This window comes from Arthrobacter sp. zg-Y1110, from assembly GCF_025244865.1.
Taxonomy (GTDB): domain Bacteria; phylum Actinomycetota; class Actinomycetes; order Actinomycetales; family Micrococcaceae; genus Arthrobacter_B.
Genome location: NZ_CP104272.1, coordinates 2,459,529 through 2,477,281 on the forward strand (window position 1 = coordinate 2,459,529; position 17,753 = coordinate 2,477,281).

Below are 17,753 nucleotides of genomic sequence, written 5' to 3' on the forward strand. Positions count from 1 at the left end.
ATCAAGCGGTGCGGGATTGGCCACATGTTCGACTATGTCACTAGACTGGCATGAAGTCTCGGTCACTGCGCACCGGGCCGCACCAGTACTTGAGGCGGAAGCGTCAGAACATGGTGCCATCAGGGCAAACGGCAACTCATGGAAGAGGCGTATATCTAGTGCCAGACCAATCCAACCACCGCCTGCCGGAGGAATTCGGCGGCAACGAGTGGCTTGTCGATGAACTGTACGAGCAGTATCTGTCGAACAAGGACTCCGTTGACAAAAAGTGGTGGAGCATCTTCGAATCCTTCAAGGCTGAAGACTCCCAGTCCGGCAACGGCTCCAACGGAAACGGCGCCGGCTCCCCGGACGGTTCCCGGCCCGCCACCCGCCAACTTCCGGTAGTGAAAGCCGAGAGCACGGCACCCAACGCGCCGAAGGCATCAGGCGAATCGCCCGCTGCAACGCAGCAGTCGGGCAAGCCGCCGGTAGCCAAGGAACCGGCGAAGGCCGAGCCCGCTGCGAAGAGCGAGCCGAAGGCCGAGGCCAAGGCCGCGCCGATTCCCGCGCAGCTGCCCAAGACCCAGCCCAGCGACGCCGCTGCGGAAGAGGACAAGGTCACCGTGCTGCGTGGTCCGGCCAAGGCCATCGCCACGAACATGGACCTCAGCCTCAGCGTCCCCACGGCAACCACCGTGCGTGCCATTCCGGCCAAGCTGCTGATTGACAACCGCATTGTCATCAACAGCCATCTGGAACGTGCCCGCGGCGGCAAGATCTCCTTCACCCACCTGCTGGGCTACGCCATCATCCGCGCTGCTGCCCAGTTCCCGTCGATGAACGTGCACTACGACGAAGTGGACGGCAAGCCCGTTGCCGTCCAGCCCGCACACGTCAACTTCGGCCTGGCTATCGACATGCCCAAGCCGGACGGAACCCGTCTGCTGGTAGTGCCGAACATCAAGAAGGCCGAAACCCTGAACTTCTCGGAGTTCTGGCACGCCTATGAAGAGCTGGTCAAGCGGGCCCGCAACGGCAAGCTCGGCGCGGACGACTACCGCGGCACCACCATCTCCCTGACCAACCCGGGCGGCATCGGCACCGTACACTCGGTTCCCCGCCTCTCCAAGGGACAGGCCGCCATCATCGGCGCCGGCGCCCTTGAGTACCCGGCTGAATTCCAGGGTGCCAACGAGAAGATCCTGGCCCGCAACGCCATCAGCAAGATCATCACCCTGACCTCCACCTATGACCACCGCGTCATCCAGGGTGCCGGCAGCGGCGAGTTCCTGCGCATCATCCACCAGTTGCTGCTGGGTGAGCAGAACTTCTACGACGAGATCTTCGAGTCCCTGCGGATCCCGTACGAGCCGGTCCGTTGGAGCCCGGACATCCAGGTCAACCCGGACGAGCAGATCAACAAGGTTGCACGCATCCAGCAGCTGATTCACGCCTACCGGGTCCGCGGCCATCTGATGGCGGACACGAACCCGCTGGAATACGTCCAGCGCCGGCATGCCGACCTGGACATCCTGAACCACGGCCTGACGCTCTGGGACCTGGACCGGGAGTGGCCCACGGGCGGCTTCGGCGGCAAGCCGATGCTCAAGCTCCGCAAGATCCTCGGAGTGCTGCGGGACGCGTACTGCCGCACGGCCGGCATCGAATACATGCACATCCAGGATCCCGAGGAACGCCTCTGGTTCCAGGACCGCCTGGAGACCAAGTACACGAAGCCGACCCGCGAAGAGCAGCTGCGCATCCTCAGCAAGCTCAACGCTGCCGAGGCCTTCGAGACATTCCTCCAGACGAAGTTCGTTGGACAGAAGCGCTTCTCGCTTGAGGGCGGCGAATCCCTGATTCCGCTGCTGGACGCCGTGATTTCCGGTGCCGCCGACGACGGCCTCGAGGAAGTCGGCATCGGCATGGCCCACCGCGGCCGCCTCAACGTCCTGACAAACATCGCAGGCAAGACCTACGCACAGGTCTTCCGCGAATTCGAAGGCACCCAGGACCCCCGCAGCGTGCAGGGTTCGGGCGACGTGAAGTATCACCTCGGCACCGAGGGAACCTTCACTTCGGACAACGGGAAGCAGACCAAGGTCTACCTGGCCGCCAACCCGTCCCACCTCGAAGCCGGCGATTCCGTGCTGGAGGGCATTGTCCGCGCCAAGCAGGACCGGCTGGACAAGGGCGACGAGTTCCCCGTGTTGCCGATCCTCGTGCACGGCGATGCAGCCTTCGCGGGCCAGGGCGTGGTGGCGGAAACGCTCAACCTCTCCCAGCTGCGCGGCTACCGCACCGGCGGCACCATCCACATAGTGGTCAACAACCAGGTGGGCTTCACGACGTCGCCCACGTCCTCGCGTTCGTCGGTCTACTCCACCGACGTCGCGAAGATGGTCCAGGCACCGATCTTCCACGTCAACGGCGATGATCCCGAAGCAGTCGTACGGGTTGGCCAGCTGGCCTACGAGTACCGTCAGCGCTTCCACAAGGACGTCGTCATCGACATGGTCTGCTACCGCCGCCGCGGCCACAACGAAGGCGATGACCCTTCGATGACCCAGCCGATGATGTACAGCCTGATCGAGGCCAAGCGTTCCGTGCGCAAGCTGTACACCGAGTCCCTGATCGGACGAGGCGACATCAGCCAGGACGAGGCCGAGCAGGCGCTGCGCGACTACCAGGGCCGCCTCGAGCGCGTCTTCGCGGAAACGCATGCTGCCCAGACCTCGCCCATCCCGGTGATCACCAAGGATTCCGAAGCGGTTTCCGATCTGGAACGTCCTGCTGCCCAGCAGGAAGGCACCACGATCATCAAGCCGGCAAGCACTGCGGTCTCCGCCGAGGTCCTGGCGCACATCGGCAAGGCCCACGTGGCCGTCCCCGAGGGCTTTACGGTCCACCCGAAGCTGAAGTCCCTGCTGGAAAAGCGGGACCAGATGTCCCGTGAGGGCAACATCGACTGGGGCTTTGCCGAAATCGCCGCCTTCGGTTCGCTGCTGATGGAAGGCGTCCCTGTACGCCTCGCCGGTCAGGATTCACGCCGCGGAACCTTCACGCAGCGCCACGCTGTCTTCCACGACCGCGCCACAGGCGCAGAGTGGATGCCGCTTGCCGAGCTGGACCCGAACCAGGCCAAGCTGTGGATCTACGACTCCCTGCTTTCCGAATTCGCCGCCATGGGCTTCGAATACGGCTACTCGGTGGAGCGTCCGGACGCCCTCGTGCTCTGGGAAGCCCAGTTCGGCGACTTCGTCAACGGCGCCCAGACCATCATTGACGAGTTCATCTCGTCGGCCGAGCAGAAGTGGGGCCAGCGGTCCTCGCTGGTGCTGATGCTTCCGCACGGCTACGAGGGACAGGGACCGGACCACTCGTCCGCACGTATCGAGCGTTTCCTGCAGATGTGTGCCGAGGACAACATGATTGTTGCCAACCCGACCACGGGCGCCTCGCACTTCCACCTGCTGCGCCGCCAGGCGTACAGCCGTCCGCGCAAGCCGCTGGTGGTCTTCACTCCCAAGCAGCTGCTGCGCCTGAAGGCGGCCGCGACGTCGGTGGAGGAGTTCACGCACGGCGAGTTCCAGCCGGTCATCGCCGAGCATGCCGAACTGGATGCCAACGCCGTCGACCGCGTGCTGCTGGTGTCCGGCCGCCTGTACTACGATCTGCTGGCAAACCGCCAGAAGACCGGCGACGACAAGACGGCGATCGTCCGCGTGGAGCAGCTCTACCCGCTCCCCGTCGATGAGATCCGGGCCGCTGTGGGCAAGTACCCCAACGCGGACATCGTCTGGGCGCAGGACGAGCCGGCGAACCAGGGTCCGTGGCCCTTCATCGGCCTCAACCTGCCCCAGCACCTGGACAGCCGCCTGCGCCTGGTTTCACGCCCGGCGTCGGCCTCCACCGCTACGGGCTCTGCCAAGCGCCACGCAGTGGAGCAGGACATCCTTGTGAAAAAGGCCTTCGAACGTCAGTAGGCTAGATTTAGGGTGGGGCGCTTCGGCGTCCCACCCTGTTTTTTTGATTCGAGAAGGTGACTAGTGGAACAACGCAGAATTCGGCTTGCTGCTGTAGGTGATGAGCTGCTGGCCGGACACGGGGATCCGCGCGCACTCGGCTGGCTGGGACGTGTCCTGGCACGAACATCGCCCGAGAACGTCAACCTCCAGGCATACAGCCTGGCTGCACCCAACGAGGGCACCGAGGCGCTGGCCAACAGATGGCTCGCCGAAGCCGGGAGACGATTCGAGGACGGGTGCGAAAACCGCCTCGTGATCGGGCTGTCGGACCGGGACCTGGACCTTCAGCTGACGACGGCGCGAAGCCGCCTGAACCTGGCGAACATCCTCGACGGCGCCGCACAGATGAGCATCAAGGTCTTCGTGGTAGGCCCTCCCCCGGGCCTGGATCCGGAACGGAACCGGAAGCTCGCGGATCTCTCCGCAGCGTTCGGCGACGTGACCACGCGGCGGAAGCACGTGTACGTGGACACCCTCAACCCGCTGCTGAACCATGAGCAGTGGCGTACGGACCTGGCCGCCAACGGCGGAACGCCGGGCCAGGCCGGCTACGGCCTCATGGCGTGGCTGGTGCTTCACCGAGGCTGGTACCAGTGGCTCGACCTGCCCGACATGAACTGAAAACTCCGTCATAAACAGACGTCCAAAAACCCTCCCGGCAATTGCCGGGAGGGTTTTTGCGCATGCCGGGGCGGTCTCTGGTCGAAAAAATGCCGTGTCCGTCATAACGATCAGTTAACAACGTGTAACTTGTCTCACAGTGGAAACAATATGTGGCTAGTGTTGCTCCACATGCGGCGGTCATCACGTCCGCTTTGGGGGGCCATCATTGGTGGTTCCTGACTCCTCATCACCAGTTAGGACTACTTATGCGTACTAAGCGCACGGCAGCTCTTGCCGCACTCTCCGTGGGGGCCCTGTTCCTGGGCGCCTGCGGCTCCGCCGGGGGCGGAACCGAAAGTGAAGGCGGCTCGGAGGAAACAACCGAGAACATCGCTTCCACCATCAATATCGCCATCAGCCAGGCACCCGATGCCTACAACTCGAGCACCGCCAACACCAACAGCACTTACAACAGCTACGTCGACAACCTGGTGCACAGCAACTTCGTCGAGTACAGCCCTAACGGCGTCATCCACGATGAAGAGTTCGGCACCTTCGAAAAGACCAGCGACGATCCGCTGACGGTGCACTACAAGATCAACGAGGACGCCAAGTGGTCCGACGGCACCCCCATCGACTTCGATGACGTGCTGCTGAACTGGGCCGCTTTCTCAGGGCAGGTCGGTCCCGCCGAAGGCGAAAACATCTTCCAGCCGTCCTCCACCAACGGTTTCTCCCAGACCAAGATGATTGAGGGCGAGGCCGGCGACAAAGAGTTCGACATGGTCTTCGAGACCCCGTACGCGGACTGGGAAGCTTTGATGATCGGCCCCATCATGCCCGCACATGTCGCAGCGGAGAAGGGCGGCCTCGCCACCGATAACGACGGCGAAGCCCTGATCAAGGCCATCCAGGACAAGGACGTCGCGGCGCTGACCCCGCTGGCCGAATTCTGGAACACCGGCTGGAACTACGAAGCCGATCTCACCAAGCTTCCGGAAGCCGAAATGATCCCGTCCTCCGGCCCTTACATGCTGGACAACGCCACCGACGGCACCCTGACCCTCAAGCGCAACGAGAACTACTGGGGCGAAGAGCGCAAGGGCAAGACGGACACCATCGTCTTCAAGACCATTGCAGACACCGAAGCAGTCCAGGCCCTGGAGAACGGCGAGGTCGATATCATCGAGCCGTCCGGCCCCACGGTTGACACCAAGACCGCCATCCAGAACATCGGCGAGACCGTCGAGATGCTCACCGGTCCCGAGCTGACCTTCAGCCACATCGACCTGGACCAGTCCGAGAACGGCGTCTTCAAGGACCTGGCCGTACGCCAGGCCTTCGCCAAGTGCGTACCGCGCGAAGACATCGTCGAGAAGTTCGCCAAGCCCATCGATGAAAACGCCACGGTGGACAACCTGCGCGAATACCAGCCGGGCCAGGAGGAGTACGAGGAAGTCCTCGAAGGTGCTCCGTCCGCCAGCGAGTACGACGAAGTGGACATCGACGGCGCCAAGAAGCTGCTTGCCGATGCAGGCAAGACCGAACCCGTATCGGTCCGCCTGATGTTCTCCTCCACGAGCCAGCTGCGCGCTGACATCGTCACCCTGATCAAGACCTCCTGCGACCAGGCCGGCTTCAACATTGTTCCCACCCCGGACCCCAAGTGGAGCGCCAAGCTCGCTGAGCCCGGAGCCTGGGACGCCATCCTGTTCGCCTGGGCCGGTTCCGGCCTGGCCGCCAGCGCACAGTCGATCTACGTCTCCGACGGCGAGCAGAACTACGGCAAGTTCGCCAACGCTGAACTCGACAAGCTCTGGGACCAGATTGCCACCTCCACTGACGAAGAAGAGGTCAAGGAACTGAAGACCAAGGCAGAGGAAATCCTCGCCGCCGAGGTCTACAACGTGGTCCTGTACGCGAACTCCGGTGTGGTTGCACACTCCTCCAAGCTGGAGAACGTGGAACTGAACCCGAGCCAGAACGGCATCACCTGGAACGCCTACAAGTGGACAAAGCAGGTCTAGCCGCAGCACCACGCTAGCCGCAGCCTAAGCGGGGATGGGCAGACACAAAGTCTGCCCATCCCCCTGCTTATGTCCGCGGCGTTCTTTAGCCCCACCCCAAGGAGCCCCACGGTGTTCTACTTCATTCTTAAAAGAGCGGTCACTTCGTTCTTTATCCTCCTGGCCGCCACGGCACTGATGTTTGTCCTGGCCGTCAACTCCGGCGATCCCCTCCATGACCTCGCCGAACTGCGCAACGACGACCGGGAATCCCGCATAGCAGCCCGTACGGAAGCCATGCACCTGGATCAGCCGATCCACATCCGCTATCTGCTCTGGCTGCAGGAAATCGGCCGCTGCATCATGCCCGGCGGCGCACAGTGCACGCTGGGCCTGGACCGCGTGGGCAACCCCGTCATCGAGCAGCTGCAATCCGCCGCCGGTTCAACCTTCCGCCTGGTGGTCGTAGCAACGGTGCTCGCGATCATCCTGGGTGTGCTCATCGGTGTTGTGACCGCCCTGCGGCAGTACAGCGTGTTCGACTACTCGATCACGTTCGTTGCCTTCCTCCTGTTCTCCATGCCGCTCTTCTGGCTTTCCACACTCCTCAAGCAGTACCTCGCGATCGGTCTCAACACGTGGCTGGAGAATCCAACCATGTCCTATCTGGGCATAGTGCTGCTGGGGTTGGTGGCCGGGGTGATCTGGATGGTTGTCGTCGGCGGCGACCGCCGACGCCGGATCCAGGTATTCGCGGTGGCAGCCGTGGCAACTTGGGCGACCATGCTCCTGTTGCTGATGTCCGGTTGGTTCAAGACCCCCGGCTTCGGTCCCGTCGGCATCCTGGTGAGCGCCTTCGCCATCGCCCTCGGAGTCACGGCATTGTTCGCCGGGTTCCGGCGTCACCGGATTGTCTACGCAGCCCTTGCTACGGCCGCAGCCGGTTTTGTCGGCTATCTGGTCACGAGGAACATCATGAAAGACCCCGACTGGCTGACCATTGCCGGCCTGGCACTGGTGACCGTTGCCGTTTCCGCCGCCATCGGGCACTTCGTGGGCGGACCGTACGCCAAGCAGACCCGGCAGATTACCGCCGTCGTCGGCCTGCTGATCGGTTTCATCGTGTTCCTGGATTCGCTCCTGCACGCCTACCCGACGCTGTCCCGCAAGACCGGCGGCCGGCCCATTCCCACTACCGGTTCCTCCACACCCAACCTCGAGGGAACCTTCTGGGAAGTGAATCTCGATTACGCGCTGTACCTGGTTCTGCCGACCATCGCGATCATGCTGATTTCGTTTGCCATGTACACCCGTTACACCCGCGCCAGCCAGCTGGACGTCATGACCCAGGACTACATCCGCACCGCCCGGGCCAAGGGCCTCAGCGAGCGGACCGTCGTGGTCAAGCACGCGTTCCGCAACGCGATGATCCCGATCACCACCCTGATGGCCTTCGACTTCGCTGGAGTGCTCGGCGGCGCCGTGGTCACGGAATCCGTGTTCGGCTGGAACGGCATGGGCAAGATGTTCACCGACGGACTCTCCAACGTGGACCCCAATGTCATCATGGCGTTCTTCCTCGTGACGGGCGTGGCCGCGGTGACCTTCAACATGCTGGCTGACATCGCGTACGCGTTCCTCGATCCGCGCATCAGCCTGAACTGATTGGTAGAGCAATGACTGATAACAAGATTCCCGCGGACGGGCCGAAGGAAAGCAGCCCGGAGCTGACGGCCATGACGCTGGAGAGCCAGCGGACCGTCACGGCGGACTCCCCCGCAACCAGGGGCGTCGTAGCTGAACCTAGAATCACCGAGGCCAAAAGCCAGTCCAAGCTGGTCCGCGAACGCTTCCTGCGGCATAAGGGCGCCATGGGCGGAATGATCGGCCTGCTCTTTATCGTGCTGCTGGCATTCTCCTCAATCGGCTTCAACGTCGGGCCGCTGCATATTCCGGGCTGGTGGCAGCACACCTTCTACGAAGTGCAGGAAACCTCCGACGGCGGGAAGCCAACCCTGTCCTGGACCGGGCTGGGCGACCATCCGTTCGGCCAGGACGCCCTGGGCCGGGACTACTTCGCGATGACCATGCGCGGGGCGCAGATCTCCCTGATCATTGCCTTCATCGTGGGCATTGTCGGCACCGTCATCGGCACCGTCGTCGGCGCCCTGGCCGGCTATTACCGCGGCCGGGTCGAAGCCGTCCTGATGCGCTTCACCGACGTCATCATCACCATCCCGCTCCTGGTGGTCGCCGCAGTGCTGGCCACCATCGTGGCCGACTTCGGAATCGTCGTCTTCGCGGTCTTCCTGGGCATGCTCACCTGGACCAACCTCGCCCGGATTGTCCGCGGCGAGTTCCTTTCCCTCCGGGAAAAGGAGTTCGTGGAGGCGGCGAAGTCCGTGGGCGCCAGCTCGGCGCGGATCATCTTCAAGCACATCCTGCCCAACACCGTGGGCGTCATCATCGTCTCGGCCACGCTCGCCATCTCCGGCGCCATCCTGCTGGAAACCGCGCTCGGCTTCCTGGGCCTGGGCGTGCAGGAGCCGGACACCTCGCTGGGCAAGCTGATCAATGAAAACCGGTCAGCCATGACCGTGCGCCCCTGGGTCTTCCTCTGGCCCGGCGTGTTTATCGTGGCCATTGCCCTCGCCGTCAACTTCATCGGCGACGGGCTCCGGGATGCGTTTGATCCCCGACAGACAAGGAACAAGCAATGACCTCCACACCGGTATACAGCGACACCCCGGCAACGGGAACCGGTTCACCCATCCTTGAGGTCACCGGACTCGGCGTCGATTTCAACGTTGACAACGAGTGGGTCATGGCCGCCGAAGACGTGAACTACAAGGTTTATCCCGGGGAGATCCTGGCGATCGTCGGCGAATCCGGCTCGGGAAAGAGCATGTCCTCCATGGCACTGCTCGGCCTGCTGCCCGGCAACGGGCGGTCCACCGGCAGCGCGAAGCTGCACGGCAAGGAACTCATCGGCGCCCCGCAGTCGGCGCTGCGGAAGATCCGCGGCAATGACATTGCCATGATTTTCCAGGAACCCATGACGGCCCTGAACCCGGTCCTCACGGTGGGTGAACAGGTGAAGGAGATCATCGAGCAGCACACCGATGCGTCCCCCGCCGATGCCAAGGCACGCGCCATTGAGCTGCTGCGCATGGTGGAGATTCCGGATCCGGAAACCCGTTACGACAGCTACCCGCACCAGTTTTCGGGCGGGCAGCGCCAGCGGGCCATGATTGCCATTGCCATTGCCAATGATCCGATCCTGCTGATCGCCGATGAACCCACGACCGCCCTGGACGTAACGGTCCAGGCGGAAGTACTCGAACTGCTGCGCAAGCTCAACAAACGCCTGAACAGCGCCATCCTGCTCATCACCCATGACATGGGCGTAGTGGCCGACCTTGCGGACAACGTGGTGGTGATGCAAAACGGGCGGATCGTGGAAGCCTCCGCCGTGGTGGATCTCTTCGCTGCACCGCAGCAGGACTACACCAAAGCCCTGCTCGACGCCGTGCCGCACCTCGGTTCCAAGGTGGGCGGTGTGCTGGCAGCCGTCGAGGTGGAGGATGACGGATCCCTGCAGATCACCGACGCGCCCCTGTCGGTCATGAAGGCCTCCGAGGAAGTGGCCGAACCGACGTCGTCGCAGACGCCCGCCCTGCAGCTCGAGAATGTGGCCATCGAGTATCCCGGGCGGTTCCGCACCCCGGCCTTCCGCGCCGTTTCCGACGTTTCCTTCACGATCATGCCCGGCGAAGTCATGGGCCTCGTGGGCGAATCCGGGTCGGGAAAGTCCACCATCGGACGCGCTGTGACCGGTCTGCTGCCGGTGGCCGAGGGAAGCGTCCGGATCAACGGAACAGACATCGCAGGGCTGTCACCGAAAAAAATGCGGCCCCTGCGGCGGAAGTTCGCCATCGTCTTCCAGGACCCGGCAGCGTCCCTGAATCCGCGGATGTCCATCGGTGAGAGCATCGGCGAGCCGCTGTTCCTGCACGAGAAGCTGACCAAGGCCGAGCTGGATAAGCGGGTGGAGAACCTGCTCGATGACGTCCAGCTGCCCAAGAGCTTCCGCAACCGGTACCCGCACGAACTCTCGGGCGGCCAGCGCCAGCGCGTGGGCATTGCCCGGGCGCTCTCGCTGCGGCCGTCCCTGCTCGTGGCGGATGAGCCGACGTCGGCGCTGGACGTATCAGTGCAGGCACGGGTGCTGGCGCTGCTGCAGGACCTGCAGAAGGAGTACGGCTTCGCTTGCCTGTTCGTCAGCCATGACCTGGCGGTGGTCGAGATCCTGGCCAGCCATATCGCCGTGCTGAACAAGGGCAGGATGGTGGAGCAGGGTTCCACCGAGCAGGTCCTGAAGTACCCGCAGGATCCCTACACCCGCCGCCTGCTGGCCGCGGCACCGGTGCCGGACCCGGCCGAGCAGGCCTACCGCCGCGAGCAGCGCTACGCGCTCCTCGCGGCCGGCAACACCGAATAGGGCACGTTGCCCAGCAGGTAAACACAGCAGAACGAAACCGCGGCGGCGTCAGTGGCGGAAGACCATCTTCCCCACGGCGCCGCCGTCGTCGTTGCCCCGGCAGTACGGGCAGTATGGAATTTACTTGGATGTCCGACTATGTTGGGGTGGGAAGATAGTGTCACGGCTCACACCCGGCCGGGATGCAGCTTCGAAATTCCACGGTGCAAAGGAGCATTCCATGATGGTTCGCGAGCTATCGCATTACGTTGACGGACAGCATGTTGGAGGCGGCTCCGGGCGCTTCAGCGATGTCTACGATCCCTGCACGGGCAAGATCTCCGCCAGGGTGCCCCTGGCCAGCACCGAGGAAGTCCGCAACGTGGTTTCCAACGCGGAGAAGGGCCAGCTGGAATGGGCGGCCATGAACCCGCAGCGGCGCGGACGGATACTGCTTCGGTTCGTTGACCTGGTGAACCAGAACCTGGATGAACTGGCCACCCTGTTGTCCTCGGAACACGGCAAGACCCTCCTCGACGCGAAGGGCGACATCCAGCGGGGCATCGAGGTGGTGGAATTCGCTGCCGGCGCTCCGCACCTGCTCAAGGGCGAGTTCTCGGACAACGCGGGGGCCGGCATCGATGTCCACTCGCTGCGCCAGCCGCTCGGCGTCGTAGCCGGAATCACGCCGTTCAACTTTCCGGCCATGATTCCGCTGTGGAAATCCGGTCCGGCACTGGCTGCAGGCAATTCCTTCATCCTCAAGCCGTCCGAGCGGGACCCTTCCGTGCCGCTGCGCCTCGCCGAGCTCTTTACGGAGGCAGGCCTTCCGGCCGGTGTCTTCAATGTGGTCAACGGTGACAAGGAAGCGGTTGATGCACTGCTGGAGGATCCGCGGGTATCGGCCATCGGGTTTGTCGGCTCCACCCCGATTGCGCAGTACATCTATGCCACTGCCGCTGCCCACGGAAAGCGCGCCCAGTGCTTCGGCGGCGCAAAAAACCACATGGTGATCATGCCGGATGCCGACTTGGACATGGCAGCAGATGCCCTGATCGGTGCCGGCTTCGGCTCGGCCGGTGAACGCTGCATGGCCATCTCCGTGGCCGTGCCGGTCGGCAAGGACACCGGCGACGCGCTCGTCGCGAAGCTTGAGGAACGGATCGCGGCTCTGAAGGTAGGCCACAGCCTCGCAATTGATTCGGATTTCGGCCCGGTGGTCGCGGCTTCCGCGAAGGAACGGATCGAGGGGTACATCCAGGCCGGCGTGGAGGAGGGCGCCACCCTCCTGGCCGACGGGCGCGGCCTCGCGGTAGAGGGCTACGAGGGCGGCTTCTGGGTGGGGCCCACTCTCTTCGACAACGTCACCAAGGACATGACGATCTACAAGGAAGAGATCTTCGGGCCCGTGCTCAGCGTGCTCCGCGCGGAGGACTACGACGAAGCCCTGCGCCTGTGCAGCGAGCACGAGTTTGGCAACGGAGTGGCCATCTTCACCCGGGACGGTGACGCCGCCCGTGATTTCGCAAGCCGCGTCCAGGTCGGCATGGTGGGCATCAACGTCCCCATCCCGGTCCCTATCGCCTACTACACCTTCGGCGGCTGGAAGGCTTCCGGATTCGGCGACCTCAACCAGCACGGCGCGGATGCCTTCCGCTTCTATACCAAGACCAAAACGGTCACCACGCGCTGGCCGTCGGGGATCCGCACCGGTGCCAGCTTCGTGATGCCGGAAGGCAGCTGATGGCAGGCATGGGCCCCGGGACGCCTGTCACGGACGAGGTGCTGTTCGAATGCCGCGGCCGGCTGGGCGTAATCACGCTTAACCGCCCACGAGCCGTCAATGCGCTTACGGCCGGCATGGCATCGGCCATGCTGGAGCAGCTCCGGCTCTGGGCCCACGACGACGCCGTCGCAGCCGTGCTGGTACGCGGCGCCGGCGAACGGGGATTGTGCGCGGGCGGCGACATAGTGGCCATCTACCGCGACATGCTCGACGGCGGCAGCGCCACGGCCGCGTTCTGGGCGGAGGAATACACGCTCAACTCGCTCATTTCGAACTACTCCAAGCCTTACGTGGCCTTTATGGACGGACTGGTGCTCGGGGGCGGAGTAGGGATCTCCGCCCACGGCTCAGTCCGGATCGTCACCGAGCGCACCCGGCTGGGCATGCCGGAAACCACCATCGGCTTCGTGCCCGACGTCGGCGGAACCCTGCTGCTCTCCCGCGCGCCCGGGGAGGCCGGCACCCATGCAGCACTCACCGGCGCCCATCTGAACGCCGGCGATGCGGTATTCCTGGGGTTCGCGGACCGCTACGTTCCGTCGGCGAAGCTGGCGGACCTGGCCAGGGCGCTTGAAAGCGAACCCGTGGACTCCGCCGTCGCACGCTTCGCGGAGGAGGCCCCGCCGTCCGGACTCGCAGGGCAGGAATGGATAGAGGCCTGTTACGCGGGGAACGATGCCGAGGAGATTCTGCGGCGGCTGCAGGCCTTCGAGGGGCAGGCACAAGCAGCCAAGGCTGCCGAGGCAATGGCAGCCAAGTCACCGACCGCGGTGAAAGTGGCGCTGGAATCGCTGCGCCGGGTGAAGGGGCTAAGCCTGGAGGAAGCCCTGGAACAGGAGTACCGGGTGGGCCTGCGGTTCCTCGCCGGAACCGATTTCAGGGAGGGCATCCGTGCCCAGGTGGTGGATAAGGACTATTCCCCGCACTGGCAGCCCGCCACGCTGGCAGAGGTCAGCGACGACGACGTCGAATCCTATTTCGCGCCGCTGGGGAACCGTGAACTCATACTTTCCAAGGAGCACAACCATGTCTGAACCATTCGCTTCGGCGCTGGGCGCTGCGGAGCAGACCGCTCCGGTCGCCTTCCTCGGGCTGGGCCACATGGGCGGGCCGATGGCCGTTCGTCTCGTAAACGCCGGATACTCCGTGACCGGCTTCGACGTAATGCCCGCCGCCCTCGAAACGGCGAAGGCAAACGGCATCGCCACAGCCGGCAGTGCCGCCGCCGCGGTGGCCGGCGCCGGCGTGGTCCTCACCATGCTGCCCAGCGGCAAACATCTGCTGGACGCGTATCGGGGCACCGCAGACCAGCCTGGCCTGCTCGCCGCTGCCGCGCCCAACACCCTTTTCCTGGATTGCTCCACCATCAACGTGGAGGAAGCCCGGGAAGCTGCAGAACTCGCGGTTGCTGCCGGCCACCGTGCCGTAGACGCGCCGGTCTCCGGCGGCGTCGTGGGCGCCGAGGCAGGCACTCTGACCTTTATGGTGGGCGCGCTGCCGGAGGACTTCAAAGCAGTCAGCCCGATGCTTGAAGTGATGGGCCGGCGCGTAGTGCACTGCGGAGATCACGGTGCAGGCCAGGCCGCCAAGATCTGCAACAACATGATCCTCGGAATCTCGATGATCGCCGTCAGCGAAGCCTTCGTGCTGGGCGAAAAGCTGGGCCTGACGCACCAGGCCCTCTTCGACGTTGCCTCCGCGGCCTCCGGCCAGTGCTGGGCGCTGACCACCAACTGTCCCGTGCCGGGTCCGGTGCCCGCCAGCCCCGCCAACCGCGACTACCAGCCGGGTTTCGCCGGAGCCCTGATGGCCAAGGACCTGAAGCTCGCCCTCAACGCACTCGAAAGCACAGGCGTCGCCGCGCAGTTAGGACCGCTCGCTTCCGCAATTTACGATGACTTTGCTGCGGAAGGCGGCGCGGGCCGGGATTTCTCCGGCATCATCACCGATATCCGGGACAAGTCCGCGCACTAGGTTTTTGCACACCGGACAGACCTGAACAACACGATTTGAAACAGCAGCTGAGGGGCCAGAAATGACGGAGCAGTACACCAGTATTCTCGTAGAGCAGCGCGGGCGGGTGGGGCTCGTAACGCTCAACCGGCCCGAGGCGCTGAACGCGCTGAACAAGGCAACCATGGACGAACTCGTGGGCGCCGTGACCACCATGGATGCCGACCCCGCCATCGGGGCGGTCGTGGTGACCGGCTCCGGCAAGGCCTTCGCCGCCGGGGCGGATATCAAGGAAATGCAGTCCAAGGGCTACATGGACATGTATGCCGCGGACTGGTTCCGCGGCTGGGAAGACTTCACCCGCCTGCGCATCCCGGTGATAGCTGCGGTGTCCGGATTCGCCCTCGGCGGCGGCTGCGAACTCGCGATGATGTGCGATTTCATCATTGCCGGTGACAATGCCAAATTCGGCCAGCCGGAAATCAATCTCGGGGTGCTCCCCGGCATGGGCGGCTCCCAGCGGCTCACCCGCGCCGTGGGCAAGTCCAAGGCGATGGACATGATCCTGACCGGGCGCTTCATGGGTGCCGAGGAAGCCGAACGCGCCGGCCTCGTTTCCCGGGTGGTTCCGGCCGCGGACGTGGTCGAGGAAGCGATGGAGGCCGCCGCGGTCATTGCCTCCAAATCCAAGCCGGTGGCGATGGTTGCCAAGGAAGCCGTCAACGCAGCGTTCGAGACAGGGCTCGCCCAGGGAGTGCTCTTCGAACGGCGCGTCTTCCACTCGCTGTTTGCCACCGAGGACCAGAAGGAAGGGATGGCGGCTTTCGTCGAGAAGCGCAAGCCCGACTTCACCCACCGCTGAGGCGGCGCGTCCGGCCGTGCCGTTCAGTCGCTGAAGTCGCCGGCGTTCCTGCGGAAGCTGCCGAGGATCTGGATCAGCTGGTCCACATCCTGCTCTCCGAATCCGGATTGTGCGAACACCGCCGAGTTCAGGGCCAGGGTTGCCTGCTTGGCCAGCGTCCGGCCCGCCGGAGTCAGCTCGATCAAGGTGGTACGCCCGTCCGTGGGATGCGGCGAGCGGATCACCAGTTCCGCGTCCTGCAGGCGGTCGACGGCGTTCGTCACCGAAGTGGGGTGCACCTGGAGAAGCGCGCTGGCCTTGTTCATGGGCAGCGCGCCGCTGCGGGCAAAGCTGAGCAGGGCGAGGAGTTCGTACCGGGCAAACGTCAGCCCGAACGGCTTCAGGACCCCCTCGATCCGGGCCAGCAGGATCTGCTGGGTCCGCATGATGGCAGTGATGGCAGCCATCGGTGCGGCGACGTCGGACCAACCGTGCCGTTCCCAATTTCCCCTGGCATCCGCAATGGGATCACGCGGCAGCGGCGTTGCCACGGCACCCCCGGTTTCCCGTTCTGGATTTCATAGGCCCAGCCTAGCTTTTCAGCGTCGGAAAGTCGGCTTCGGCGGCTTGCGGCCTGCCGCCGTGGTCCGGGCTCCGGACCCTGGCCGGCTTCCGACGGGATGGTGATCTGCGTCACCCTGCAATATAGTAGGACGTCCAAGGGTTAGGCGGATCCGGTTCCTTTATGCCGGGTCACTACGAAGGGATGCTCGCCCGTGCAGCCACAGAGACGTGCCACCGGACAGAACCGCACAGTTGCGGACGACGCGTTTGTCCCGCCTTTCCCGGACGTTGACCTGATGTACATCGTTGACCTGCTTTCGCCGGAGGAACAGTCCCGTTACCTGGAGGTCCGCAGCTTCCTCCAGTCCCGGATCCGGGCTGCTTCGATCGACTACTGGAACAGGGAGGAATTCCCCTTCGAGCTGGTCGCGGAGCTGGGCAAGTACGGCCTCGGCGGCCTGCAGACAGACGGAACCTCAAAGCTGTTCAAGGGACTGATGTACGCGGAAGTGGCGCGGGCCGATGTGTCCCTCTCCGCGCTGGTGGGGATCCACAACGAGCTGATCGTCGGCATGGTTCACCAGCTCGGCTCCGAGGAGCAGAAGGCACGCTGGCTGCCGGGCCTCACCGCCCTCACGCAGATCGGTGCCTTCGCACTGACCGAACCGGACCACGGCTCGGACATAGCCGGCGGACTGGCCACTACGGCGCGCCTCGAGGGGGACGAGTGGGTGATCAACGGCGCCAAACGGTGGATCGGCGCCGGTACCATCGCCGACTTCGCCCTGGTCTGGGCGAGGGACGTCGCCGACCAGCAGATAAAGTGCTTCCTCGTCGAAACCGACCGCCCCGGCTACACCGCCGCAAAGATCGCAAACAAAATCGGCCTGCGCATCATGCAGAACGCGGACATCGTCCTTGACGAAGTCCGCATCCCGGCGGCGAACCTCCTGCCGGGTGCCACCGACTTTTCCAAAGCCAATGAGCTGCTGCGCGATTCGCGTGCCTGGGTGGGCTGGCAGGCCGCCGGCATCCAGCTGGCCGCATTCGACGTCGCACGTTCCTACGCCTTGAACCGGAAGCAGTTCGGCAAGGAGCTCGCCCGGTTCCAGCTGATCCAGCAGCAGCTGGCCGAAATCCTGGGCAACGCCTCCGTCTCGCTCGCACTGATGGCACAGCTTGCCCGGATCCAGCAGGACGGCAAGCTCGAAATGGTGCAGGCGGCGATGGCCAAGTCAACCACTACCCGGCTGGCCCGGGCATCGGTGGCCATGGGGCGGTCCCTGCTGGGCGGCAACGGGATCAGCACGGACTATGAGATGGGCAAGCTTTTCGGCGATGCCGAAATCCTCTACACCTACGAGGGCAGCTACGAGATCAATTCCCTGATCGTGGCGCGGGCCGTGACCGGGAAATCGGCATTCGTCTAGGCCGCCGGATCCGCGTTAGGCGTGCGCGTGAGGCATGTGGGACACTGGAGGGCAGAACTTTACGAATCAAAGGAGGCAGC

The 17,753-nt window shown here is 64.2% G+C and carries 12 protein-coding genes; 11 read left to right on the forward strand and 1 reads right to left on the reverse strand.

The window, feature by feature from the left end; all coding sequences use genetic code 11:
* Positions 1-158: 158 nt before the first annotated feature.
* The 10 genes from N2K99_RS11485 (at position 159) to N2K99_RS11530 (ending at position 15,700) form a co-directional block, all read left to right on the forward strand.
* Positions 159-3,968: a multifunctional oxoglutarate decarboxylase/oxoglutarate dehydrogenase thiamine pyrophosphate-binding subunit/dihydrolipoyllysine-residue succinyltransferase subunit gene (locus N2K99_RS11485; protein WP_227918307.1), complete on the forward strand. Its 3,810-nt coding sequence runs from the start codon at positions 159-161 to the stop codon at positions 3,966-3,968.
* A gap of 63 nt (positions 3,969-4,031) precedes the next feature.
* Positions 4,032-4,631: a GDSL-type esterase/lipase family protein gene (locus N2K99_RS11490; protein WP_227918308.1), complete on the forward strand. Its 600-nt coding sequence runs from the start codon at positions 4,032-4,034 to the stop codon at positions 4,629-4,631.
* Positions 4,632-4,879: 248 nt separating this feature from the next.
* The gene (locus N2K99_RS11495; protein WP_227933160.1) at positions 4,880-6,640 is read left to right on the forward strand and encodes an ABC transporter family substrate-binding protein; all 1,761 of its coding nucleotides are present in this window, start codon (positions 4,880-4,882) and stop codon (positions 6,638-6,640) included.
* Positions 6,641-6,751: 111 nt separating this feature from the next.
* Positions 6,752-8,284 carry an ABC transporter permease gene (locus N2K99_RS11500; RefSeq protein WP_227933159.1) on the forward strand — a complete coding sequence of 511 codons (1,533 nt, stop codon included), beginning with the start codon at positions 6,752-6,754 and terminating at the stop codon, positions 8,282-8,284.
* An 11-nt stretch (positions 8,285-8,295) separates the two neighbouring features.
* Positions 8,296-9,339, forward strand: a complete 1,044-nt coding sequence (locus N2K99_RS11505; protein ID WP_227933158.1) for an ABC transporter permease — start codon at positions 8,296-8,298, stop codon at positions 9,337-9,339.
* Complete coding sequence (locus tag N2K99_RS11510) at positions 9,336-11,120, forward strand: ABC transporter ATP-binding protein (RefSeq protein ID WP_227933157.1); 1,785 nt, start codon at positions 9,336-9,338, stop codon at positions 11,118-11,120. The genes N2K99_RS11505 and N2K99_RS11510 overlap by 4 nt, the downstream gene beginning before the upstream one ends.
* A 223-nt stretch (positions 11,121-11,343) precedes the next feature.
* Positions 11,344-12,843, forward strand: a complete 1,500-nt coding sequence (locus tag N2K99_RS11515) for a CoA-acylating methylmalonate-semialdehyde dehydrogenase (protein ID WP_227933225.1) — start codon at positions 11,344-11,346, stop codon at positions 12,841-12,843.
* Positions 12,843-13,919, forward strand: coding sequence for an enoyl-CoA hydratase/isomerase family protein (locus tag N2K99_RS11520; protein WP_227933156.1), 1,077 nt, complete (start codon positions 12,843-12,845; stop codon positions 13,917-13,919). The genes N2K99_RS11515 and N2K99_RS11520 overlap by 1 nt, the downstream gene beginning before the upstream one ends.
* Complete coding sequence (mmsB, locus tag N2K99_RS11525) at positions 13,912-14,859, forward strand: 3-hydroxyisobutyrate dehydrogenase (protein WP_227933154.1); 948 nt, start codon at positions 13,912-13,914, stop codon at positions 14,857-14,859. The genes N2K99_RS11520 and mmsB overlap by 8 nt, the downstream gene beginning before the upstream one ends.
* Before the next feature lie 61 nt (positions 14,860-14,920).
* Positions 14,921-15,700 (forward strand): enoyl-CoA hydratase, encoded by a 780-nt coding sequence (locus tag N2K99_RS11530; RefSeq protein ID WP_227933153.1) that lies wholly within the window; start codon positions 14,921-14,923, stop codon positions 15,698-15,700.
* Between the two features lie 23 nt (positions 15,701-15,723).
* Here N2K99_RS11530 and N2K99_RS11535 read toward each other — a convergent pair whose 3' ends face one another.
* Positions 15,724-16,230, reverse strand: coding sequence for a MarR family winged helix-turn-helix transcriptional regulator (locus tag N2K99_RS11535; RefSeq protein WP_227918316.1), 507 nt, complete (start codon positions 16,228-16,230; stop codon positions 15,724-15,726).
* 309 nt (positions 16,231-16,539) lie between these two features.
* Here N2K99_RS11535 and N2K99_RS11540 point away from each other — a divergent pair, with 309 nt between their 5' ends.
* Positions 16,540-17,673, forward strand: coding sequence for an acyl-CoA dehydrogenase family protein (locus tag N2K99_RS11540; protein WP_227918539.1), 1,134 nt, complete (start codon positions 16,540-16,542; stop codon positions 17,671-17,673).
* The last annotated feature ends 80 nt before the right edge of the window (positions 17,674-17,753 follow it).